A 22,848-nucleotide genomic window follows, 5' to 3' on the forward strand; every position below is an offset into this window, starting at 1 on the left:
GGCAGGAACCGAGTCAGGATGATCGCATATACTTTCATGAGGAAAAATTTATTTAAATAGGAAGTAAGTAAACAATATATGTCTAAAGGGAAAGTCAGGATGTCGTTCCTTTTCGATATTCAATACTTTATTATTAATGGCAATTTACAACATTTCTATTCGTATATTGCGTTGTAAACCCCTCTAGGACGTTGTATCAACATGTTTTTTCAAATGAACGCCGTTCTGGGTGGAAATGTTCTTTTTAGAAAAGCATTGACAAATTCCAGCCAGATACGATAATATCTTAAATTGTACGGATTCTCTTATCCCGAGTTGGTGGAGGGACAGGCCCTTTGAAACCCAGCAACCTGCCATATTGAACTTGACTCCAAGATCGATCGCCGAAAATAAAGCGAAGGTCTTCAAGGAATAGTGGTGATGGTGCTAACCTGAGCAAGGTAAAAAACCCTTGAACGATAAGAGTGAAAGGATAGAAGACAGAATTTTAAACCTTTCCTCATTTGCCAGGGAAGGTTTTTGTGTTTTTTATAAGTAATTCTGTGTCTATAGTTGAAACTAATGAGGGAAACGAGTTCCGTAAAAATCAGGCTTATGCCTACAACATACTAACTTCCAAGGAGGAAATATGATGTCAAAGAAACGTCTATTTACTTCTGAATCTGTTACAGAGGGCCATCCGGACAAAATTTGTGATCAGATTTCAGATTCCATTTTAGATGCTATCCTAGCTAAGGATGCAAATGCACGTGTTGCGTGTGAAACTAGTGTAACTACAGGTCTTGTACTTGTTGCTGGTGAAATTACAACGTCTGCTTACGTGGATATCCCGCGTATCGTTCGTGATACGGTTAAAGGAATTGGCTACACACGTGCGAAATACGGTTTCGATGCTGAAACTTGTGCCGTTTTGAGTTCCATTGATGAGCAGTCTGCCGATATCGCAGCTGGTGTCGATAAAGCATTGGAAGCTCGTGAAGGAAACATGTCAGATGAAGAAATTGATGCAATCGGTGCAGGGGACCAAGGTCTTATGTTCGGATTCGCTTGTAATGAAACAGAAGAGCTTATGCCGCTTCCGATTTCATTGGCGCATAAACTTTCATTCCGCTTGACCCAAGTTCGTAAAGATGAAACTCTTGCTTACCTACGCCCTGATGGTAAAACACAGGTAACCGTGGAATATGATGAGAATAACCGTCCTGTACGTGTAGATACAATCGTCATCTCCACACAGCATGATGCAGAAGTTACGCTTGAACAAATTCAAGCCGATCTAAAAGAACATGTGATCAAAGCTGTCGTTCCAGCCGAGTTGATCGATGCAGATACTAAGTACTTCATCAACCCGACTGGCCGTTTCGTAATCGGCGGACCTCAAGGGGATGCTGGTCTTACTGGACGTAAAATCATCGTTGATACTTACGGCGGATACGCTCGTCACGGCGGCGGTGCATTCTCTGGTAAGGATGCTACTAAAGTTGACCGTTCTGCTGCATACGCTGCACGTTACGTTGCGAAAAACATCGTGGCAGCCGGCCTTGCCGATAAAGCGGAAGTTCAATTGGCATACGCAATTGGTGTGGCAGAGCCTGTATCGATCTCCATTGATACGTTCGGAACTGGTACAGTTAGCGAAGAAGTTCTTGTTGACCTAGTTCGCGCAAACTTCGACCTTCGTCCAGCTGGTATCATCAAAATGCTTGACCTTCGTCGCCCAATCTACAAACAAACAGCTGCATACGGACACTTCGGCCGTACAGATGTCGATCTTCCATGGGAACGCACGGACAAAGCAGAAACATTAAAAGCACAAGCGTAATTCATATAAAAAAGGTGTCCCGTTATTTGCGGGGCACCTTTTTTATGGATTAACTTAGCCGTCTGCGGGAATAATTCAAGAAATCCCAAAGAAATTAAACTTTAAGGGCCAGACTCGTGAGCTAGAGCGATTTACTCGTGAGTTTGGAGCAATACTCATGAGCTAGAGCGATTTACTCGTGAATTTGGAGCAAATACTCGTAAGTTTGAGCGATTTACTCGTGAATTTGGAGCAAATACTCGTAAGTTTAAGCGATTTACTCGTGAATTGGGAGCAAATACTCGTAATTTTCAGTCAAGTGCTCGTGCATTACTTTATCCGTTCCGCCGTTTTATAGTATTGGCCTTTTTCGGCGTATTCGCGTACGATGCGTTCCATATCCTGACGATCTTCTTCGTTGATTTCACGGATGACTTTAGCTGGACGTCCGAATGCCAACATATTCGGTGGAATGACTTTGCCTTGGGGAACGAGACTGCCGGCACCTATGAAAGCCCCTTCGCCGATTTCGGCTTCATCAAGTACGATCGATCCCATGCCGATTAAAGCTCCTTTGCGGATTTTACAGCTATGTAATATGACCTGATGGCCAATGGTTACTTCATCCTCGATGATCAATGGATTATTTGGGCTTTGGTGCAGGACGCTGTTATCCTGTATACTGACTTTTTTTCCGATGATGGTTGGGGAGACATCACCGCGAATGACGGAATTGAACCAGATTGATGTTTCGTCGCCAATTTTGACATCACCTGTGACGACAGCATTTTCAGCAATATAAGCGCTTTCAGCAATTTCAGGTTCTTTGCCTTTATACGGATAAATAATCATTTTCAATCATTTCCTTTCCGAAGTGAATGTTTTTATGTATTATTTTAATATACCGTATGCAAATACACTTGGCTATTTATAATAGCAATGTACAACTTGTTAGATTTCTTTTTTGTCGAAAATCACGAATATGGTTATAATTTATATATATTATTTCAACTATCATGGATCGTACACAACAAGTGAAAAGTGAAAGGGGGATTTCGAATGTGGAAATGGGAGACAGAAGGAGACGCAAAGGGCGTCATTGTCATCATTCATGGGGCAATGGAACATCACGGGCGTTATAAGTGGGTAACACAAATGTGGCTTTCGGCTGGATACCATGTCGTCATGGGCGACCTTCCTGGGCAGGGTATGACTACTCGCGCCTACCGGGGACATATCGATTCCTTTGATGAGTATTTGGACGAAGTGAAAAGCTGGATAGAAGAGGCTTATGAATATTCGTTGCCGGTCTTTTTACTTGGACACAGCATGGGCGGTTTGATTTCGATACGCCTTCTTCAGGAAGAGGAATGGGACATTGCAGGGGTGATTCTTTCTTCTCCTTGCTTGGGCATCGTGACGAAGCCGCGGAAGTTCCTTACAATGCTCTCGCATGGTTTGAACATCGTTATGCCTCAGTTCAGGGTGGATTCCGGATTGACACCTGAAATGGCGACGAGAAGTGCGGAAATTCGTGAATCCGATAGAAACGATACCTTATATATCACAAAGGTTTCGGTTCGCTGGTATCGCGAGCTTGCACAGGCTATGAAGGATGCTTTTGAAGAGATTCCTGAATTTCAGGATGTTCCGCTTTTGGTGATGCAGGGCGGAGATGACCGAATCGTGAACAAGAAGGCGGTTCGTGAGTGGTTCAATTATAATTTGGCCAGTGAAAAGCAATATAAGGAATGGCCGAAGCTTTATCATGAAATCTTCAATGAACCGGAGCGTGATGATGTATTTCAATATGCGCTGAGTTTTGTTGAAAACCGTTTAAAGATATTAGGGTATGTCGTTTGATTCCGTACATACTTCAGGATAAATGAAAAACTGCCGAAGTTAGCCTTCGGCAGTTTTTTTGGATCAGCCTGCGTTTTTAAGCAATTCGTTCGACTTGATGACCGGTGCCCAGAAAGTAACCGGGTACATAAATTGGTTCAAATGAGGAAGTTCCTTTTTGTTGGATAATGCAGTGGATAGGAGATAAATGGATTTGAAGGTCAAGTCATTGGCGAATAGGTCCAAAAGCGTCGCTTTCATATTCATGATTGCTTCATGGTTTTGGGTGGAAATCATTAAATCGAGCTGTGGCAGGAACTTATCAAAATGATGGTCAAATTGTTTGAGGCCCTCCATGGTTTTTTGTTCTTCTGTCAACGAGTTGAGCGAGCTGACAAAATCCCCGTATTGCTCGCTTGAATTCCTTTTGATTTTTTCAGTCAATATATCCGTCAGTAATGAAGTAGGCAAATGTTCCATTTTCTGCACCCTCTTATCTATTTTCTATCATTATAATCATTAAAGACGAAAAATTCAAAAAGTTAAGATTGGTAATTCTGCTGCCTGCGAGTTCGGATTGAAAAAACACCGTTCTTATAGAACGGTGCCAGATTTATCATCTCTTTTCAATCGCGACAATGAATGGCGGATTGTTTGCTTGGTTGATGAAACCGTATCTCAGGATATGGGCTTTCTGTTGAGGGAAGTTCTCTACATAATCCATCAATGCATCCCGTTCTGCCGATCCCCCTGGATGACCATGGTATATGACGAGGATGATGATTCCTTCAGGCGCCAGCAATTCGAACAGCTGTTCAATGGCTGATATCGTCGTCTCGGCTTTGGTGATGATTGATTTGTCTCCGCCAGGTAGGTAGCCCAGGTTGAAGATGGCGCCTGTGACCTTTCCGGAATGTTCTTTCCTGATATATTTGCTTAAATGTTCATGCCCATCGTGAATGAGGGTGCAGTGCTCTTGTAAATTCTCGGCGTTCAGTTTTGCCGTTGTGGTTTCGATCGCTTCTTTTTGAATATCAAAACTATAGACATGTCCGTCTTTACCTGTAAGTCCTGCAAGAAAGACGGTATCAAAGCCGTTGCCCATCGTGCCATCTATCGTTATATCCCCGGGGCGGACCGCTTTTTCCAGCAGAATCCTGGCGAAAGGCAAAATTCGATCTAGCTTCATGATTGTACCTCCATGTGATGATTTTTCCCCTGCCAGCTGTTGCGGCGTTTCAGTTCGGCGTCAATGGCATTCAGGACATCCCATTTATTGACACTCCACATTGGACCGATCATCAAATCGATCGGACCGTCACCAGTAATGCGGTGAACGATCATTTCTGGAGGGATTATTTCCAGCTGGTCACATACAAGGCTGACATAATCGTCACGGTCAAGAAACTCGAGCAGGCCTTTTTCATATTGTTTGACCATCGGTGTCCCTTTTAATAGATGAAGTAAATGGATCTTTATCCCCTGTACATCGAGTTTGGCGACTTCATGGGCTGTTTCCATCATCATGCCGTAATCTTCCTGAGGCAGGCCATTGATGATATGGGAGCAGACACGGATGCCATGTTTGCGCAGTTTATCGACGCCTTCTTTGTAGCAATCGAAGTCATGGGCGCGGTTGATCATCGTTGCGGTCTTTTCATGGACCGTCTGGAGACCAAGCTCGACCCAAAGGTAAGTGCGTTCGTTCAATTCCGCTAAATACTCGACTACATCATCTGGAAGGCAATCCGGGCGTGTCGCGATGGAGAGTCCGACGACACCTTCCTGGGTCAATACACTTTCATATTTCTCGCGAAGCTCTGCCACGGGTGCATGCGTATTCGTGAATGCTTGGAAATAGGCCATATATTTTCCATCTTTCCATTTATGGTGCATCCGTTCGCTGATTTTCTTAAACTGGACGTCCAAGGGTTCAACCCTGCTGCCAGCGAAGTCACCAGAGCCTGAGGCACTGCAGAAGGTACAGCCGCCATGTGCGACGGTGCCATCACGGTTCGGACAGTCAAAACCGCCATCCAGGGCAACTTTAAAGACCTTATGTCCAAAATGTTCTCTCAGGTGGTAATTCCATGTATGATATCGTTTGTTGTCCGTTGCATATATAAACGGGTTTGCTTGATTCAAATCAGCAACCTCCTAAATAAAATAAAGCGCAACATATATTATACAACATTCTCGCAGCTAGGTCTTTTTTTGAAAAATAAGCGTATACTGTATACTTGAAGGCTAAATATTTTGCCGCTATTTCCAGTTTATCTTTGAATGACTATATCCAATCGGGAGCTGATGGACATGACCGGTCAAGTTGAAGAAGCGATCAAACAAATGAAAAAGAAATTAGCCGAAAATAATCAGGTGATCGAAGTAAATGAAGATGGGTTCACATACAAAGCCACTTGCACCTTCAATTCACCTGCTTCGGATGAGCAAATTCATTCCTTTGAAAAGAAAACCGGACTGCTTCTGCCTGAGGATTATAAGGAGTTTTTAAAAATAACCAATGGATGCCGTCTGTTCGATAATGTGGAATCAGGCGGGGAAAACGATTTATACAGCTTGGATGATATTATTAATTACACATATGAAAATTCATACGAGGGATGCTATAAAGTGGCCTGCATTTATCAAGATAATATTGTGATCGATGGGGAAGCCGTCGCCAAAGGCGATAAGGAGTATTTAATGGTAAAAGGCCATATCGATGATTTTGAAGAAGGCGAGAAGCTCCATATGGGCTTTGCCGAATGGATCGAGCAGTTCATTTCCCGTCAAGGTGAGAAGTTTTGGGATAAAGGTTGATTGCTCAAAAAAAAATGATAATCCTCCCGTTATTTGCTCAAACTAGAAAAGATGATTCCGAATCATCCAAATGAGACGCGAAGGAGAGGGTTTGAAATGGCAACCAGACAATCCGTCGATCATTTTTTAGAGCAATGTGAAGGGGCTCTCCATTTTGCAGAGTTTGAATTTAACGAGGCCTCACGGCAGGAGCATTATGATGATGAACAATTTCAAAATTCGCAAAGGTATATCGAAGAGGCTTTGACGGATATGGAACGATTGTATGCCAGTTCGAATGACCAGCAACGGGAAATGCTTTCGCGGATGAAGCAGCAGTTGAACGAATTGAGGAATGAAATGATTTTACTGCGACATTAAATGGAAGCAGGGGAGCTATGAATGAATAGCTCCCTTTTTTGCACGAATTTTCCTGAATTCGCATATATAATGAAAAACCTGTCGATAATGTTTATGTACGGCTATTGCAATTATCGGTGAAATTGACTAGAATGAAATAAAATCAATATTCTCATAAAGACTATGATGAGGAATAGTAGCGGTTTAAACCAGTAAAGAGAGTTGACGGGTGGTGCAAGTCAACCTGGGACGGTCGCGAACTCGCCTTGGAGTCCCGGGTGTGAATGAATAAGTAATGCCTGGCGTTTTAATCCATGTTACGGATGTTTTAAGCTGGGCGGATTTTAGCTATCGCCAATGTGGGTGGTACCGCGGGAAGATATACATAATCCTCTCGTCCCTATTTTGGGATGAGGGGTTTTTTATTGTTTTTTAAACGGAAATTAGGAGGAAATCATATGAGTTTTGACCATAGAAGCATAGAAACGAAATGGCAAAAGTATTGGGAAGGCAATAAGACATTCAAAACGGGTGAAGATAGCGGCAAACGCAAATTCTACGCGCTGGATATGTTCCCATATCCTTCAGGGGCCGGTCTTCATGTGGGGCACCCGGAAGGTTATACGGCAAGCGACATCCTGGCACGGATGAAACGGGCACAGGGGTATAATGTATTGCATCCGATCGGGTGGGACGCCTTTGGACTTCCGGCAGAGCAATATGCGATCGATACGGGAAATGATCCAGCTGAATTCACGGAGCACAACATCAACACGTTCCGCCGCCAAATCAAAGCCCTTGGTTTTTCTTATGACTGGGATCGTGAAATAAACACGACAGATCCCGACTATTACAAATGGACGCAATGGATTTTCTTGAAATTATATGAAAAGGGCCTTGCCTATATTGATGAAGTGGCCGTTAACTGGTGTCCGGCACTTGGCACGGTATTGGCGAATGAAGAAGTCATCGATGGGAAAAGTGAGCGTGGAGGCCATCCTGTTGAGCGCCGCCCAATGAAACAGTGGATGCTTCGTATCACGGCGTATGCTGACCGTTTAATCGACGATCTGAATGATGTGGATTGGCCGGAAAACATCAAGGATATGCAGCGTAACTGGATTGGCCGTTCCGAGGGAGCGGAGGTTACATTCAATATCGATGGTTTTGATGAAACATTCACGGTGTTCACGACTCGTCCGGATACGTTATTCGGTGCAACATATGCCGTATTGGCACCTGAACATCCGTTTGTCGATAAAATTACGACAGCTGATCAAAGTGCGGCAGTTGAAGCCTATTTGGATGAAGTGAAACATAAAAGCGACTTGGAAAGAACAGACTTGGCAAAGGATAAATCAGGCGTGTTCACGGGGGCTTATGCGATTAACCCGGTAAATGGCGAAAAAATGCCGATCTGGATTGCCGATTATGTGTTGATCAGCTACGGAACAGGAGCAATCATGGCCGTTCCTGCCCATGATGAGCGAGATTATGAATTCGCAGTAAAGTTCGACTTGCCGATCAAGGAAGTCGTAGCTGGCGGAGACGTGACAAGTGAAGCATATACAGGCGATGGACTTCATGTGAATTCGGAATTCCTTGATGGGTTGAATAAGGAAGATGCCATTTCGACTATGATCAAATGGCTGGAAGAAAAAGAAATCGGCACGAAGAAAATAACATACCGCCTTCGCGACTGGTTATTCAGCCGTCAGCGTTACTGGGGTGAACCGATTCCAATCATCCATTGGGAAGACGGCACGATGTCTCCAGTGAAGGAAGAAGAACTTCCATTGATTTTACCGAAAACTACGGACATCAAGCCTTCGGGTACAGGCGAATCACCACTTGCGAACATATCGGAATGGGTGAATGTAACGGATGAAAACGGACGAAAAGGACGCCGTGAGACGAATACGATGCCACAGTGGGCAGGAAGCAGCTGGTACTTCCTTCGTTATATCGATCCGGATAACAAAGAAGCACTTGCCGATCCTGAAAAATTAAAAGAATGGATGCCGGTCGACATTTATATTGGCGGCGCTGAGCATGCGGTGCTTCACTTGCTTTACGCTCGTTTCTGGCATAAATTCCTGTATGATATCGGTGTCGTGCCAACGAAGGAACCGTTCCAGAACCTATTTAACCAAGGAATGATCCTTGGTGAGAATAATGAAAAAATGAGTAAATCCAAAGGGAACGTCGTGAACCCGGATGATATCGTGGAAAGCCATGGTGCCGATACACTTCGCATGTACGAAATGTTCATGGGGCCATTGGATGCTTCGATTGCCTGGTCCACAAACGGATTGGACGGTTCCCGCAGATTCCTTGACCGTATCTGGCGTTTATTAGTCAACGATGACGGGACGATCACAGATAAGATGACAGAGATGGATGACACGGGCAAGCTCGAAAAAGTCTATCATCAAACAGTTAAAAAAGTGACCGAGAACTATGAGGAATTGAAATTCAATACGGCGATTTCACAATTGATGGTATTCATTAATGATGCTTATAAAGCAGATTCGCTTCCTAAGGTGTATATCGAAGGCTTCGTAAAGCTGCTTGCACCGGTTGCACCGCATATCGCCGAGGAGCTTTGGTCTAAACTGGGCCATTCCGAGAGCATCACGTACGGAACATGGCCGGCTTTCGACGAAGCGAAGTTAGTGGATAACGAAGTCGAAATCGTCATCCAAATCAACGGAAAAGTCAAAGCGAAATTAATGGTGCCGACTGACACTACGAGAGAAAAACTGGAAGAAATCGCGATGGGTGATGATTCCATCAAAGAACAAATCGATGGGAAAACCATTCGTAAAGTGATTGCCGTACCAGGCAAATTAGTCAATATCGTCGCAAACTAAATAAAAATGATTGGAAGCTGTCCCGCATATGTTTACTGCGGGGACAGCTTTTTTTTCGTGGCATTGGCTGATTTTAGGAAAAAGGTCATGTTAGGATACTCACCGATTTAACTCTATTAGCGATCAATCTGCCAAATGGACATCTACTATCGTCATGAGAGGAACATCGGAACGTAAATAACTTGCTTAATTGGTTCATGCGAATCATTTTTCAGCTCTTTGGCCAAATAAATCAAGCATTTGACATAAAAAAGGGAAAAAATTGGTTGATAAAATTTTACAGTGTGATAGTTTGGTATAGTACTATATTTTTTTAACCAATTATTGGAGGGAAAACCGTGAAATTTAAGAATGTGAGTCGAATTACGGCGTGTGCACTTATTTTTGCACTGATTTTCAGCTTGATGGTTCCACTGAATTCTCTAGCAGCAGTTGCAGCACCCATTGAAAATGTAAAAACGATTAAAAATGGGGAAACTCTGGACGGAAAGTTTGAAAAACCGGATGTTCAATGGTACCAAATCAGTCCCACAACAGAAGAAGTACAAAAGTTCTCCCATATTGAGTTCGAAGTCAATTCGGACAAAATCTTGAATATCTCCGTATATCAAGATAAAGAAAAAGCAGAAAAAGATGAGAGCAATTATATGGTCTCGGCTTATCCTGATGAAAAAGCTGTAGTCGATTTCCCATATGCATGGGAAGGCACATATTATGTTAAAGTTGAATATTTCGGCGATACGGATGATGAGGGAAATCCCATTCCGGATGCGGAAAATGTAGCTGAATACTCCATCAATGCGCATTCAGTAACATTGCCGCCATCTGCCGGGGACGAAGGGGAGGAGCTTGAATCTTGCCCGGTTGAAGTGAGTGTAAACGATAAGAAAACGGGAGAATCCATGTTAAAAACACTCCGCGTGTTTAGAGATGAAGTTCTTACGAAGTCGTCTGAGGGACGTACCCTTTCCTCTTTATACTATAAAGCTTCGCCATTCCTGGCCCTTCACCTGGCTGGTAATAAAACGGCAAGGGAAGCCGTTTATAAACACTTAGTCGAGATTAAGCCGCTTATTGAGGATCTTAATGAAAATGGAGCAAGCAGTACGGCAGTCATTAGCAACAAGCAGCAAGAAGCGATCAAGGCCTTATTCAAAAAGTCGGCAGACGTTGCTCCGGCCGGATTGAAAAAGGATATGGACGCCATTGCAAAGAAAATCAATCTTGATAAGCTTGCAGGTGAGAGGATCGTCGATATCGCAAGCAAAGCGGGAGTCGAACTTCCTGCTTCGAAAAATGTAAAGAACAAATATATCGTCAAACTTAAACCTGGGAAGTCATTAAGCGCTGTCCAATCCAAGATAAGCGGAAAAGGATATGGAACATTATCGGCACCTAAGCAACAAGAGGTTCTGTATGATGATATGTATGTCGTCGAGTTAAAGAACCAAGCTAAAATGAGCACAGCAGCTCTATCCGGTATCGAAAAACTTCCAGAAGTGGAATATATCGAAGCGGTAAAAACGTACAAGGCACTTTCTGCCGACATTCAATCACCGTATCAATGGTCTTTGAATAATGCCGGCGGGGAAGAAGGCGTAAAGGGAGCGGACATCGATAACGAAAAACTGCAGAACCTTATCAAGAAACGCAATTTAAAAGATACGTTGGTAGCGGTTATCGACACAGGTGTCGATGATTCACTTGCGGATCTACAGAGTGTCGTTGAAATGGAGTCAGGTAAGAATTTCATCGATAAGAAAGAAAAAGCAATCGATGACAATGGACATGGTACACATGTATCCGGAATCATCGCTGCCAAAGCAGATAACGGTTATTCCATGCAAGGAATCAATCCGGCAGCTAAAATCATGCCTGTGAAGGTCTTGGACTCTTCAGGATTTGGAGACAATGAGAAAATTGCACTAGGCATTAAATATGCCGTGGATCATGGTGCAAAGGTCATAAACCTTAGCTTGGGCGGAGAATATAGCAGGACGATTGAATATGCCTTGAAACATGCGGCTGCCAAGAATGTAATGGTTGTCGTGGCAAGCGGTAATGATGGGATGGAAGGTCTTTCTTATCCTGCATCATCAAAATACGCCATATCCGTCGGTGCAACCAATGCCCTTGATTTAGTATCCGATTATTCCAATTATGGATCGAAGTTGGACATGGTCGCACCAGGGACAGCCATCCCAAGCCTTGTGCCTAACGGGAATGTTACTTACATGGATGGTACATCAATGGCAGCTCCCCATGTTGCGGCAGCCACAGCCTTATTATTATCCGGAAACCCTGGGTTGAAAGTGAATGAAGTAAGGGAAATCCTTCATGAGACATCGGAATATGTCGCTTTTGAAGAAGAAGATAATGTAGACCCTTATGAGGACTATGTACCGGAAGATGGCGAAATCATCATACCGGAAGAAGAACTTCCTGTCGGAAAAGATTTAGTCTCTGGATACGGAAGATTGAATGCGTACAGTGCACTTAGTACAGTGGACTTGAATGCTAAAGTCAATCTTGTGATGGATACGCAAACAAAACTGACTGGTTCAGCTAAAAAAGGGTCAGTGATCGAAGTGAAAAGCGGAAGCAAAACGCTCGGTAAAGGAACGGCGTCAGCCAACGGAACGTTCAGCGTTACGATTCCGGTCCAAAAAGCTGCGCAGCTGCTTACTGTGAATATCTCTGATTCTTCCAAACTAGCAGTATCTTCAATCAAAGTATTCGTGAATAAGGGTGTAACCCCTAACAAGCCAACTGTCAAAGCTTTAAGTGACAAAGATACGTATGTAACGGGTCAATCGCAAGCGGACATGAAAATCTCGATCAAAAATAGTGCCAAAAAAGTGATTGGTTCAGGTAACACGGACAGCAAAGGGAATTTCAAAGTGAAAATCAGCAAGCAAAAGGCCGGAACTAAACTTTCAGTCACGGCTACAGACTTAGCGAAACGTGAAAGCAAGGCGGCAACCGTGACGGTTCTCGATAAAACAGCCCCGGATGCACCGAAAGTGAATGAAGTAAGCGATAAAGCAACGAAAGTAACTGGTAAAGCGGAAATCGGTTCAACCGTTACTGTGAAGCACAGCAATAAAAACATCGGAACGGCAAAAGCTGATAGTAAGGGGAACTTCTCCATCAAAATCAGCAAGAAAAAAGCAGGGTCCGCATTATACGTCTCAGCAAAAGACAAAGCGGGCAATACAGGAAAAGCTGCAAAAGTAATCGTTAAAGATAAAACGGCTCCAGGAGCACCAAAGGTGAATGAAGTAAACGACAAAGCAACAAAAGTAACAGGTAAAGCGGAAATCGGTTCAACCGTTACCGTGAAGCACAGCAATAAAAACATCGGAACGGCAAAAGCTGATAGTAAGGGGAACTTCTCCGTCAAAATCAGCAAGAAAAAAGCAGGGTCCGCATTATATGTCTCAGCAAAAGACAAAGCGGGCAATACAGGAAAAGCAACAAAAGTAACAGTGAAAAAATCTAAATAGCAGTGAAGGCCGTTTAACTTACATGTTAAACGGCTTTTTTTTGTGAGAAAACGAATGAAAACACCGCTCGATGATATGCGGTGTTTTTGTCATGAGCGTGTCTTGTGCCTGTGCGTTGTCATAGCATGATATCAGATCTGGAGCTTCGTGTTTTAATTCTGAAACCTCATGTACTCGCCGTTCTTTCATCATTAACCTGTTCAATAATAAATATCAGGAGGAAATATAATGAAAAAAGGAAGAGTAATAGCATAAGGTAATTATTTTAGCTTGCTCAATTGGGTTAGGAACGCTTTCGGTTGAGGCTGGGAATGAGCGTTTGGGGTAACTTCCTGCTTAAATCCAAATCTCTTACTATGTGCTAGAAATGTTAACATTAACAGTTTAATGCATGATAAGAATCAATCTTTTATAAATGATTCCTTATTTTAAATGTATATACCTAGGGCGGGATTTTCGAGGGTCCATATATCCGCCGTTTATTTGATGTCCGAGAGAGCTTGCAATGACTACTGCTGCAAAGAGGAGGAGGATTTTCTTCAATTAAATATCTTCTTTCCGTTTTTTATTTTTAAAGATTACACCCAAATGCCTGTTTCTTCAACCCCCTTTTTATGGATGTCGAATTAATTGTGACAAACATTAAATGACCGTTTTTAACTAATGTATCAAAGATAAAGTAGCTGGTATTAAATTAGAAGTGAAAGACTTTAAATAATTCACTAATATAGATGAGAAATAATAAGAGGATGTGAATGTATGGGAGTCAGCTCTTGGGGGACTCTCATATGCTTTTGGATCGCTAATTCCACCACTTCGATATTGAATTGCACTTAAAGCATGAGTTTTTATCTAGCTTGATGCAGAATATATGTAATTCGTCGGGCGGCTAATTGGGATTACTGTAAGGCTAGGGAGATGACTGAAAGGGGGGGTCTTGATGCGGTAAATAGGGCAGAATGAAAAAACAATGCAGGGGCATGTTCGATTTAACTTGCCCCTTTAATTTGTCAGCTCATTTAGTGAATTCACTTCTCAGGAGGTAGACCACATCGTATTCCTTCAACTCGTCCATATGTCCTTCCGTATCACCATAAAAACCAGTGGAAAGTGAACGTATGCCTTCATTTCCGCTGGAGTAACATATACTCGCCAATGCAAGCTTGTTTGTGCTGTTTATTTTGAGTTTGCCAGCACCGCCCCATACGCTGGAGTCCATTTCATCAATGGTTTCAGGATAAGTAAACGTATCCGTACCATCATGGTTTTGAATGCTGACATTGAACATCGATCGTTTTTGATCATCATCCGTTTTCGATGTCGTAAAGATGATTGTCCCATTCTTTTCAATCCCCGTTGTCATGCGTCCCATTTCAGGTTTGACAAGTTTGCCAAATTCATATTTTTCGACCCAGACGGACATTTCCTTGTATGTATCATCCACACTGAAATCGATAAGAAAGGAATGTTCACTTGAATTCTCCAGGATGGCTTTCTCCCTTGCTGTCAGCTCTGGAACTGAAAGGATATTCTCGGACTTTTGATCATCGGCCTTACAGGCAACTAAGGAAAATGAGAGCAGGGAAAGGATAATGGATAAAATGATTTTTTTCATGATTTTCACCCCTTGAATACTAATGACCTAATTAAATCCAATTCTCGTATATTATAACATTATAATGAAAAACGGAATCGGAATGCGGCAAAAAAGGCAAGCAATCGGAATGCTTGCCTTTTTTCGTATTTAGAAAGGTTGGGAAAGAGCCTTATTGGCAACATCGACGTCATTTTGAAGCAATTGGTTCAGGTCGTAAGCAGGATAGAGATTTCTTTCATAAAGGTAGTTGAAAATCTTGGCATGGGTATCGATGGCTCCATTTAAATGTTTCTTAAATACCTTTCGAAGGGAAGGGGTGGCTGTTTCCGTAATCGCCATTGCGTAATTTTTGATAGATGATTTGGCAAAGCCCAGCAATTCCCCGGCAGCGGCGGCCGATGTTTCATCTCTTGATGCATCGTCATCCCTGCCCGTTTTAGGAGTCAACGGGTAAAATTGGAGCAGCTCCATGATATTTTGGGTAAGGGTGTCGATCGTTTGCTTATATATCGTTTTTAGAATGGGGTCTTTTATTTTTGGATAAGCAATTTTAAATTTCATAAGGGCATTGGACTGGGCGGCGACCAACTCATGAAGCTCGAGTGTCTCATGCCAAGCAAGATGTGAATGGGTGGGTTGCATGTAAATTCCTCCTGAACGAATAATCTTCATACATTATTCGTTCAGTGGGCTATAGGTAAGTTGTCTAGTGAAATATTTATGGGAAAATCTGTCCCATCTTCAATTTCCATTAACAGTTTTGAAGGCCATGTTTTATTGATATTGTTCGAGAACAGAGAAGAACTTTTTGGCAAATTGGTAAAAAAGTTTTTCTGATGGAGCCAAGTCCCTGTTTTTAGGTGTGATGATGCCGACCGTCCGTTTGACTTCGGGCGTATCGATCGGGATCTTGACAGTGAGTCTTGGAATGACTTCATAAAAGGTACTGTCAGGGAGTAGACTGACTCCGATTCCGGCAGAAACGAGCCCTTTTATGGAATCCATGTCTTCACCTTCCGAGGCAATGTTCGGTGTGAAACCGGCTGCTTTGCACGCTTCGAGAGCGATAGTGTGAAAGATATATCCTTTTGGAAATAAGACGAAGGGATCATTTCTTAAATCACTTAGGCGCACACTCTTCCTATCAGCCAATGGGTGAGTGATTGGCAGTAAAGCGGATATGTTTTCCGTGAACAGGATATGACCCTCGATATCTGGATCGTTTGTCGGGATCGGTCCAAGGAAGGCTAATCCGATTTCGCGATTTTTGACAGCTTCCTTTAAAGAGGAATAAGATCCCTGTCTTAAGTGGAAGCCGATATTCGGCTGTTCATCTTTAAAAGCGGAAATGACGGTAGGCAGTAAATGGGTGGAGAGGCTGGTCGGGAACCCGATTTTAATGCTTCCGTGTTCAGGGTCCAAAAACTCCTCAATTTGATATTTGGCATATTCAATCGCCTGTATCGCCGTTTTGGCATGGATCAAGAAAATTTTACCAATAGGGGTTAACTGGATATTCCGGCCGACTTTCTCGAATAAAAGTACGCCAAGCTCATCTTCCAGTCTGGAGATTTGCCGGCTGATTGCTGATTGTGCGATATGCAGGTGCTCTGCGGCTTCTGAGACGTGTTCCCTCTCGGCGACTTCAACAAAATAACGTAATTGTCGTAGTTCCATTTATTCATCCTCCTGCCATTCATCTCAAATTGAGATGGATTCTACTAGAATTATATATTGTTTATATCGATTTGAAAACCTAGAATAAATGTAAGTGACATAACGGTGTAAGAATACGATGGGGGCGATTAATATGACATACAATCAAATACCAAAAGCACAAGGGCTCTACCATCCTGAGTTTGAACATGATGCATGTGGGATCGGTTTATACGCTCATTTAAAAGGGCTTGCTACACATGACATCGTCAAACAAGGACTGAATATGCTGTGCCAATTAGATCATCGCGGCGGACAAGGCAGCGATCCCCTTACAGGAGATGGCGCAGGATTAATGGTACAGATTCCTGATGAATATTTCAGGCTGGCATGTCCGGAAATGAATTTGCCGGCAAAAGGACGCTATGGTGTAGGCATGCTCTTTTTCTCTAACAATGATGATGAACGGAATGAAATCGAAGCTCGTTTGAATGCATTTATCGAACAAGAGGGCCAAACGTTATTAGGCTGGAGAACGGTTCCTGTTGATGCAACGAAAATCGGGGAGGTCGGCAAGGAGACATGTCCGACGATTCGCCAAGTATTCATCGGGGCAAGCGTAGAGATTACCGATGATTTAGCTTTTGAGCGCAAATTGTTCGTTATCAGAAAACAAGCTGAAAACTGGGCCCGGGAACGCGGCAATCGTTTTTATTTTGCCAGCCTTTCAAGTGCTACGATCGTATACAAAGGATTGTTGACGCCAGAGCAGGTGGATGCTTTTTATCTTGATCTCCAACAGGAGTCTTTCGTTTCCGCTTTCGCTTTAGTGCATTCCCGCTTCAGTACGAATACTTTTCCTAGCTGGGAACGGGCACATCCAAACCGTTACCTGATCCATAATGGTGAAATCAATACGCTTAGAGGCAATGTGAATTGGATGAAAGCGCGTGAGCAGCAGTTTGTTTCGGAAGCATTCGGGGATGACCTGCAAAAGGTCCTGCCTATTCTGGATATAGACGGCAGTGATTCCTCGATTCTTGATAATGCACTTGAATTCTTCGTGCTTGCCGGGCGTAAACCGGCACATGCGGCGATGATGCTCATTCCTGAACCGTGGACGGAAAATCCGCATATGACGAAGGAAAAGAAAGCATTTTACGAATATCATAGCATGCTCATGGAGCCATGGGATGGACCGACGGCCATATCCTTTACGAATGGCAAGCAAATCGGTGCCATCCTTGATCGAAATGGTTTAAGGCCGGCAAGGTATTATGTAACAAAAGATGATTACATCATTTTCTCCTCTGAAGTCGGCGTGATCGATGTGGAGCCGGAGAATGTATTATATAAAGATCGTTTAAGTCCAGGCAGAATGCTTTTAATAGATTTAGAGGAAGGCCGTATTGTTTCCGATGAAGAGATCAAGTCGGAAATGGCCCAGGAAAATCCATACCAGCAATGGCTGGACGACCAGCTTGTTCAATTAAGTGACGAAGAACCTGTGCTCGAAGGGGAGCCTTTGAGTGATTTATTATTCAGGCAAAAAGCGTTCGGATACACGTATGAAGATGTCCAAAAGTATTTACTGCCGGTCATTAACGAAGGCAAAGATCCACTGGGCAGCATGGGCAATGACATTCCGTTAGCGGTCTTATCAGATCGCCCGCAATCGCTTTTCAACTATTTCAAGCAATCTTTTGCACAGGTAACCAATCCGCCGATCGATTCGCTGCGTGAACAGATCGTCACGTCAACGATGACATTTCTCGGTGCGGAAGGAGATTTGCTGAAGCCGGATGAAACGAACAGCCGCCGCATTCAATTGGATTCGCCTGTTTTGACGCCGGGTCAAATGCAGCAGTTGAAAGAAAATGCTTATCCTGAATTCAGGAGCAAAGTCATTCACACTTTATTTTCAGAAGATTTAGAGAGTGAACTCGATCGCATCTGCCGTGAAGCGGAACAAGCGATCGCTGATGGTGTCAGTCTTTTGATATTATCTGACAAGGATATGAGCAAGGAAAAAGCTGCAATTCCTTCCCTGCTGGCTGCGAGCGCCCTTCATCAAGAGCTGATCCGCCATGGTAACCGTACGAAGGTGAGCATTATCGTTGAATCGGGGGAAGCAAGGGAAGTCCATCATTATGCATCCCTAATCGGGTATGGAGTGGATGCGATTTACCCGTATCTTGCCTATGAAACATATAAGCAGGCGGTATTGGAAGGCAGTTTGGCCACCAGCTACGAAGAAACGGTAAGGAAATATGTAAGCTCTGTGACAGAAGGCATCGTAAAAGTGATGTCGAAAATGGGGATTTCAACGATTCAAAGTTATCGCGGCGCACAAATTTTCGAAGCGGTCGGAATCGGTGCTGATGTGATCGAACGCTATTTCAGCGGTACGGCATCGCAGCTTAGTGGAATCGATTTGGTAACGATCGCAGATGAAGCGTTGATTCGCCATAGGAAAGCTGCAGCCGATTCCCTTGATGAAACGCTTGAAAGCGGAAGTGATTTTCAATGGAGAAAAACAGGGGAACATCATGCTTTCAATCCTAAAACGATCCATACATTGCAATGGGCGTGCCGGAAAGGTGATTATAATTTATTTAAGCAATATTCAAACTTGGCGAATGAAGAGAGACTTGGGTTTTTACGGAATTTATTCTCGTTCGATCAAAAACGCCAAAGCATTTCAATAGATGAAGTGGAATCCGTGGAAACCATCGTCAGCCGATTCAAAACGGGCGCGATGTCATTCGGTTCATTGAGTCAGGAAGCACATGAAACATTAGCGATCGCGATGAACCGTTTAGGCGGAAAAAGCAATAGCGGTGAAGGCGGGGAGCATCCTAGCCGTTACCAACTGGATGAAAACGGCGATAATCGCTGCAGCGGTATTAAACAAATTGCGTCCGGCCGTTTTGGAGTGAAAAGCCATTACCTTGTTAATGCCGATGAACTTCAAATCAAAATGGCGCAAGGTGCTAAGCCGGGTGAAGGCGGCCAGCTGCCCGGAAACAAAGTATATCCTTGGGTTGCAGAGGTCCGCGGTTCCACACCGGGTGTCGGCCTGATTTCACCGCCTCCGCATCACGATATCTATTCGATTGAAGATTTGGCACAGCTGATCCATGATTTGAAAAATGCGAACCGTGAGGCCAGGATCAGCGTCAAGCTTGTGTCAAAAGCAGGCGTAGGCACGATCGCAGCCGGCGTGGCCAAAGGAGCCGCAGATGTCATCGTTATCAGCGGGTATGATGGCGGTACGGGTGCATCACCAAAAACGAGTATCAAACATACTGGTCTTCCTTGGGAGCTGGGTCTTGCAGAAGCACACCAAACATTGATGCTGAATGGCCTGCGCAGCCGTGTCGTCCTTGAAACGGATGGGAAGTTAATGACGGGACGCGATGTGGTCATGGCAGCTATCCTTGGAGCGGAAGAATTCGGCTTTGCTACAGCACCGCTTGTGGTCCTAGGCTGTGTCATGATGCGTGCTTGCCATTTGGATACATGTCCTGTCGGGGTAGCTACCCAAAACCCTGAACTTCGCAGCAAATTCACTGGAGATGCGGATCATGTCGTGAATTTCATGCGCTTCATCGCTGAGGAAGTCCGGGAAACGATGGCTGAGCTTGGCTTTAGAACACTGGAAGAAATGGTCGGCCGCACTGATGTTTTACAAGTGAGCGAGCGGGCGCAAAACCATTGGAAAGCGAAGCATCTGGACTTGACGACACTTCTTTTCCAACCGGAGGGGATTCGTACGTATCAACTTCCGCAAAACCATAAAATAGAAGAATCTTTGGATATCCGTGAGATTTTACCTGTTGTGGAGCCTGCTTTAAATGACCAAACCCAGGTGGATGTCAGCTTCCCGATTACCAATGTGAACCGTGTGGTCGGAACGATCGTCGGCAGTGAAGTATCCAAACACTACGGTGAGGAAGGGTTGCCTGAAGATACGATCACACTTCGTTTTACAGGATCGGCGGGCCAGAGCTTCGGTGCGTTCATTCCAAAGGGGATGTCGATGTATTTGACTGGAGATGTGAATGACTATGTTGGGAAAGGCTTATCTGGCGGGAAGATCATTGTCACGGCACCTTCTGGCAATCAGATCGAGGCAGGGGACAATGTAATTGCCGGAAATATCGCCTTATATGGTGCAACAAGCGGCGAGGCCTACATTAATGGGCGTGCGGGAGAAAGATTTGCCGTACGGAACAGTGGAGTCAATGTCGTCGTTGAAGGAATTGGAGATCATGGCTGTGAGTATATGACTGGCGGACGCGTGGTCATTCTGGGCGACGTCGGCAAAAACTTTGCGGCAGGCATGTCAGGCGGCATCGCTTATGTACTTGCTGATGATGCAGAAGAATTCAAGGCATTATGCAATGGCGAAATGATAGAATTCGAGACGCTTGATGATATGGATGATGCCAACGAGGTAAAAGAAATGCTTTACAGCCACCTTCATTATACAGAAAGTGCCAAAGCATCGTATGTTCTGGAGAACTGGGAGGATTTCGCAAAGAAATTCGTAAAAGTCATTCCGAAAGATTACAAACGGATGATCAAAAGCATCAATGAGCAGAAGCGTGCAGGGCTATCGGATGAAGAAGCGATCATGAGTGCTTTCCAAGCAAATGCCGTTCAAGATAAAAAAATCACTAAACAAGCTGTGATGCAGTAAGGAAGGGGAGAGAAAGATGGGAAAAGCAACAGGATTTATGGATTATCCGCGAGAAAAACCAAAAGACCGGAATCCTCTCACTCGTTTAAATGACTGGAGAGAGTATACAGCTCCTTTCTCTGACGAAAAGTTAAGTACACAGGGAGCGCGGTGTATGGATTGCGCCACCCCTTTCTGCCATATGGGCATGGAATTGAACCGAGTCACTACGGGCTGTCCGATTCATAACCTTATTCCGGAGTGGAATGATTTGGTGTACCGCGGCAGATGGAAAGAAGCATTGGACCGTTTATCGAAAACGAATAATTTCCCTGAATTCACCGGGCGCGTCTGCCCGGCCCCTTGTGAAGGGTCTTGTACGGTAGCGATAAGCGATCCTGCCGTTACCATCAAGAACATAGAACGGACCATCATCGATAAAGGATTTGAAAATGGCTGGATAACGCCTCGCATCCCTGAAAGCAGGACCGGCAAGAAAATTGCCATCATCGGTTCGGGCCCGGCAGGAATGGCGAGTGCCGACCAGTTGAATCAAGCAGGTCATTCGGTCACGGTTTATGAGCGCTCAGACCGTGCAGGCGGGCTGTTGACATACGGAATCCCGAACATGAAACTTGAAAAGGATATCGTTGCACGCCGAATCAAATTATTGACCCAGGAAGGCATCGATTTCATTACTAATACAGAAGTGGGCAAAGATATAACAGCTGAAGAACTGCAAGATCAGTATGATGCAGTCATCCTTTGCACAGGTGCCCAAAAGCAGCGTGACCTGGTAATTGAAGGACGCGGGGCATCAGGCATTCACCTTGCAATGGATTACTTGACTACATCGACTAAAAGCCTGTTGGACTCCAATTTTGAAGACGGCAAGTTCATAGACACAAAGGGGAAGGATGTCATCGTCATCGGCGGCGGGGATACAGGAGCTGACTGTGTCGCAACTGCCCTTCGCCAGGGATGTAAGAGCGTCGTACAATTCGGGAAGCATCCAATCCTACCGAAGGCCCGTACATCTGATAATATGTGGCCGGCCTACCCGAATGTCTTTTCCCTTGATTATGCGTATGAAGAAGCGGAAGCGAAATTCGGTGCAGATCCGCGTCAATATTCAATCCAAACAAAAAAAATCGTCGCCGATGAAAATGGCAACGTTAAAGAACTGCACACAATCTCCATGGAAAAAATCAAAGGCGATGACGGAATGTACATTTTCAGGGAAGTTCCAGGAACTGAAAAAGTATGGCCTGCACAATTCGTTTTCATCGCCATCGGATTTGAAGGAACGGAAATGCCGCTATTAACTCAATTTGGCGTAGAAACAGTCAATCAAAAAATTGATGGCGTCTATGGCGAATACAGAACGAATGTCGAAGGGGTTTTCGCTGCCGGAGATGCAAGAAGAGGGCAAAGCCTCATCGTTTGGGCAATCAATGAAGGCCGAGAAGTGGCAAGAGAAGTGGACCGCTACTTAATGGGTGCAACCGTATTGCCTTAAATTCAAAAAAAGAAGTGCCATTATGGCGCTTCTTTTTTCTGTGATGGGAAATATGTACTCACGAGTAAATGCCCCGAATTCACGAGTAAAAGCGCGGAATTCACGAGTAAATGCCCCGAATTCACGAGTAAAAGCGCGGAATTCACGAGTAAATGCCCCAAATTCACGAGTAAAAGCGCGGAATTCAAGAGTAAAGCGCCGAAACACACGA

Annotated in this window: 16 protein-coding genes, 1 riboswitch and 1 other annotated feature; of the genes, 8 read left to right on the forward strand and 8 right to left on the reverse strand. The window is 44.1% G+C overall.

Annotated features, from left to right (window positions below; translation table 11 throughout):
* The first annotated feature begins 302 nt into the window (after positions 1-302).
* Positions 303-465, forward strand: a riboswitch (SAM riboswitch).
* Between the two features lie 163 nt (positions 466-628).
* Entirely contained in the window at positions 629-1,822 is a 1,194-nt protein-coding gene (metK, locus tag OTG27_RS19085; protein ID WP_063574850.1) for a methionine adenosyltransferase, read from the forward strand.
* A gap of 309 nt (positions 1,823-2,131) precedes the next feature.
* Here metK and OTG27_RS19090 read toward each other — a convergent pair whose 3' ends face one another.
* Positions 2,132-2,650, reverse strand: a complete 519-nt coding sequence (locus OTG27_RS19090; protein WP_063234974.1) for a gamma carbonic anhydrase — start codon at positions 2,648-2,650, stop codon at positions 2,132-2,134.
* Positions 2,651-2,860: 210 nt separating this feature from the next.
* On the opposite strand from OTG27_RS19090, the gene OTG27_RS19095 reads away from it, so the two are divergent.
* Positions 2,861-3,664 (forward strand): alpha/beta hydrolase, encoded by an 804-nt coding sequence (locus OTG27_RS19095; RefSeq protein ID WP_268937760.1) that lies wholly within the window; start codon positions 2,861-2,863, stop codon positions 3,662-3,664.
* Positions 3,665-3,727: 63 nt separating this feature from the next.
* On the opposite strand, the gene OTG27_RS19100 is transcribed toward OTG27_RS19095, so the two are convergent.
* The 3 genes from OTG27_RS19100 to mnmL all read right to left on the reverse strand — a co-directional run bounded on the left by OTG27_RS19100 (position 3,728) and on the right by mnmL (position 5,788).
* Positions 3,728-4,123 (reverse strand): hypothetical protein, encoded by a 396-nt coding sequence (locus OTG27_RS19100; RefSeq protein ID WP_268937761.1) that lies wholly within the window; start codon positions 4,121-4,123, stop codon positions 3,728-3,730.
* 136 nt (positions 4,124-4,259) lie between these two features.
* Positions 4,260-4,832, reverse strand: a complete 573-nt coding sequence (mnmM, locus tag OTG27_RS19105) for a tRNA 5-(aminomethyl)-2-thiouridylate-methyltransferase MnmM (protein ID WP_268937762.1) — start codon at positions 4,830-4,832, stop codon at positions 4,260-4,262.
* The gene (gene mnmL, locus OTG27_RS19110; protein ID WP_268937763.1) at positions 4,829-5,788 is read right to left on the reverse strand and encodes a tRNA modification radical SAM protein MnmL/YtqA; all 960 of its coding nucleotides are present in this window, start codon (positions 5,786-5,788) and stop codon (positions 4,829-4,831) included. The genes mnmM and mnmL overlap by 4 nt, the downstream gene beginning before the upstream one ends.
* Positions 5,789-5,956: 168 nt before the next feature.
* Between mnmL and OTG27_RS19115 the strand changes: the two genes are divergently transcribed.
* The 4 genes from OTG27_RS19115 (at position 5,957) to OTG27_RS19130 (ending at position 13,181) form a co-directional block, all read left to right on the forward strand.
* Positions 5,957-6,463: an SMI1/KNR4 family protein gene (locus OTG27_RS19115; protein WP_268937764.1), complete on the forward strand. Its 507-nt coding sequence runs from the start codon at positions 5,957-5,959 to the stop codon at positions 6,461-6,463.
* Between the two features lie 96 nt (positions 6,464-6,559).
* Complete coding sequence (locus OTG27_RS19120) at positions 6,560-6,823, forward strand: DUF2524 family protein (protein WP_034310579.1); 264 nt, start codon at positions 6,560-6,562, stop codon at positions 6,821-6,823.
* 153 nt (positions 6,824-6,976) lie between these two features.
* Positions 6,977-7,207 (forward strand) — a binding site (T-box leader).
* Positions 7,208-7,260: 53 nt separating this feature from the next.
* Positions 7,261-9,675, forward strand: coding sequence for a leucine--tRNA ligase (gene leuS, locus OTG27_RS19125; protein WP_268937765.1), 2,415 nt, complete (start codon positions 7,261-7,263; stop codon positions 9,673-9,675).
* Between the two features lie 338 nt (positions 9,676-10,013).
* Positions 10,014-13,181: an Ig-like domain-containing protein gene (locus OTG27_RS19130; protein WP_268937766.1), complete on the forward strand. Its 3,168-nt coding sequence runs from the start codon at positions 10,014-10,016 to the stop codon at positions 13,179-13,181.
* 1,015 nt (positions 13,182-14,196) lie between these two features.
* On the opposite strand, the gene OTG27_RS19135 is transcribed toward OTG27_RS19130, so the two are convergent.
* The 3 genes from OTG27_RS19135 to gltC all read right to left on the reverse strand — a co-directional run bounded on the left by OTG27_RS19135 (position 14,197) and on the right by gltC (position 16,455).
* Entirely contained in the window at positions 14,197-14,796 is a 600-nt protein-coding gene (locus OTG27_RS19135; protein WP_268937767.1) for a hypothetical protein, read from the reverse strand.
* A gap of 129 nt (positions 14,797-14,925) precedes the next feature.
* Positions 14,926-15,420 carry a spore coat protein gene (locus OTG27_RS19140; protein ID WP_187050193.1) on the reverse strand — a complete coding sequence of 165 codons (495 nt, stop codon included), beginning with the start codon at positions 15,418-15,420 and terminating at the stop codon, positions 14,926-14,928.
* 132 nt (positions 15,421-15,552) lie between these two features.
* Positions 15,553-16,455, reverse strand: a complete 903-nt coding sequence (gene gltC / locus OTG27_RS19145) for a glutamate biosynthesis transcriptional regulator GltC (protein WP_048686286.1) — start codon at positions 16,453-16,455, stop codon at positions 15,553-15,555.
* A gap of 133 nt (positions 16,456-16,588) precedes the next feature.
* On the opposite strand from gltC, the gene gltB reads away from it, so the two are divergent.
* Positions 16,589-21,139 carry a glutamate synthase large subunit gene (gene gltB / locus OTG27_RS19150; protein WP_268937768.1) on the forward strand — a complete coding sequence of 1,517 codons (4,551 nt, stop codon included), beginning with the start codon at positions 16,589-16,591 and terminating at the stop codon, positions 21,137-21,139.
* A 16-nt stretch (positions 21,140-21,155) separates the two neighbouring features.
* The gene (gene gltD, locus OTG27_RS19155) at positions 21,156-22,637 is read left to right on the forward strand and encodes a glutamate synthase small subunit (protein WP_268937769.1); all 1,482 of its coding nucleotides are present in this window, start codon (positions 21,156-21,158) and stop codon (positions 22,635-22,637) included.
* Here the strand turns inward: gltD and OTG27_RS19160 are convergent.
* A complete protein-coding gene (locus tag OTG27_RS19160; protein ID WP_268937770.1) occupies positions 22,611-22,844 on the reverse strand; it encodes a hypothetical protein in 234 nt (77 codons plus the stop codon). The two genes, gltD and OTG27_RS19160, sit on opposite strands and share 27 nt — an antisense overlap.
* Positions 22,845-22,848 lie beyond the last annotated feature (4 nt).

The organism is Peribacillus sp. AS_2 (assembly GCF_026891895.1).
GTDB classification, from domain to species: domain Bacteria; phylum Bacillota; class Bacilli; order Bacillales; family DSM-1321; genus Peribacillus; species Peribacillus frigoritolerans.

Excerpts from the sequence above, each read along its gene's own strand:
- OTG27_RS19100 (WP_268937761.1), bottom strand. The coding sequence starts at position 4,123 with ATGGAACATTTGCCTACTTCATTACTGACGGATATATTGACTGAAAAA.
- gltB (WP_268937768.1), top strand. The coding sequence starts at position 16,589 with ATGACATACAATCAAATACCAAAAGCACAAGGGCTCTACCATCCTGAG.
- OTG27_RS19120 (WP_034310579.1), top strand. The coding sequence starts at position 6,560 with ATGGCAACCAGACAATCCGTCGATCATTTTTTAGAGCAATGTGAAGGG.
- OTG27_RS19140 (WP_187050193.1), bottom strand. The coding sequence starts at position 15,420 with ATGCAACCCACCCATTCACATCTTGCTTGGCATGAGACACTCGAGCTT.
- OTG27_RS19135 (WP_268937767.1), bottom strand. The coding sequence starts at position 14,796 with ATGAAAAAAATCATTTTATCCATTATCCTTTCCCTGCTCTCATTTTCC.
- gltC (WP_048686286.1), bottom strand. The coding sequence starts at position 16,455 with ATGGAACTACGACAATTACGTTATTTTGTTGAAGTCGCCGAGAGGGAA.
- leuS (WP_268937765.1), top strand. The coding sequence starts at position 7,261 with ATGAGTTTTGACCATAGAAGCATAGAAACGAAATGGCAAAAGTATTGG.
- OTG27_RS19115 (WP_268937764.1), top strand. The coding sequence starts at position 5,957 with ATGACCGGTCAAGTTGAAGAAGCGATCAAACAAATGAAAAAGAAATTA.
- OTG27_RS19095 (WP_268937760.1), top strand. The coding sequence starts at position 2,861 with ATGTGGAAATGGGAGACAGAAGGAGACGCAAAGGGCGTCATTGTCATC.
- metK (WP_063574850.1), top strand. The coding sequence starts at position 629 with ATGATGTCAAAGAAACGTCTATTTACTTCTGAATCTGTTACAGAGGGC.
- gltD (WP_268937769.1), top strand. The coding sequence starts at position 21,156 with ATGGGAAAAGCAACAGGATTTATGGATTATCCGCGAGAAAAACCAAAA.
- mnmM (WP_268937762.1), bottom strand. The coding sequence starts at position 4,832 with ATGAAGCTAGATCGAATTTTGCCTTTCGCCAGGATTCTGCTGGAAAAA.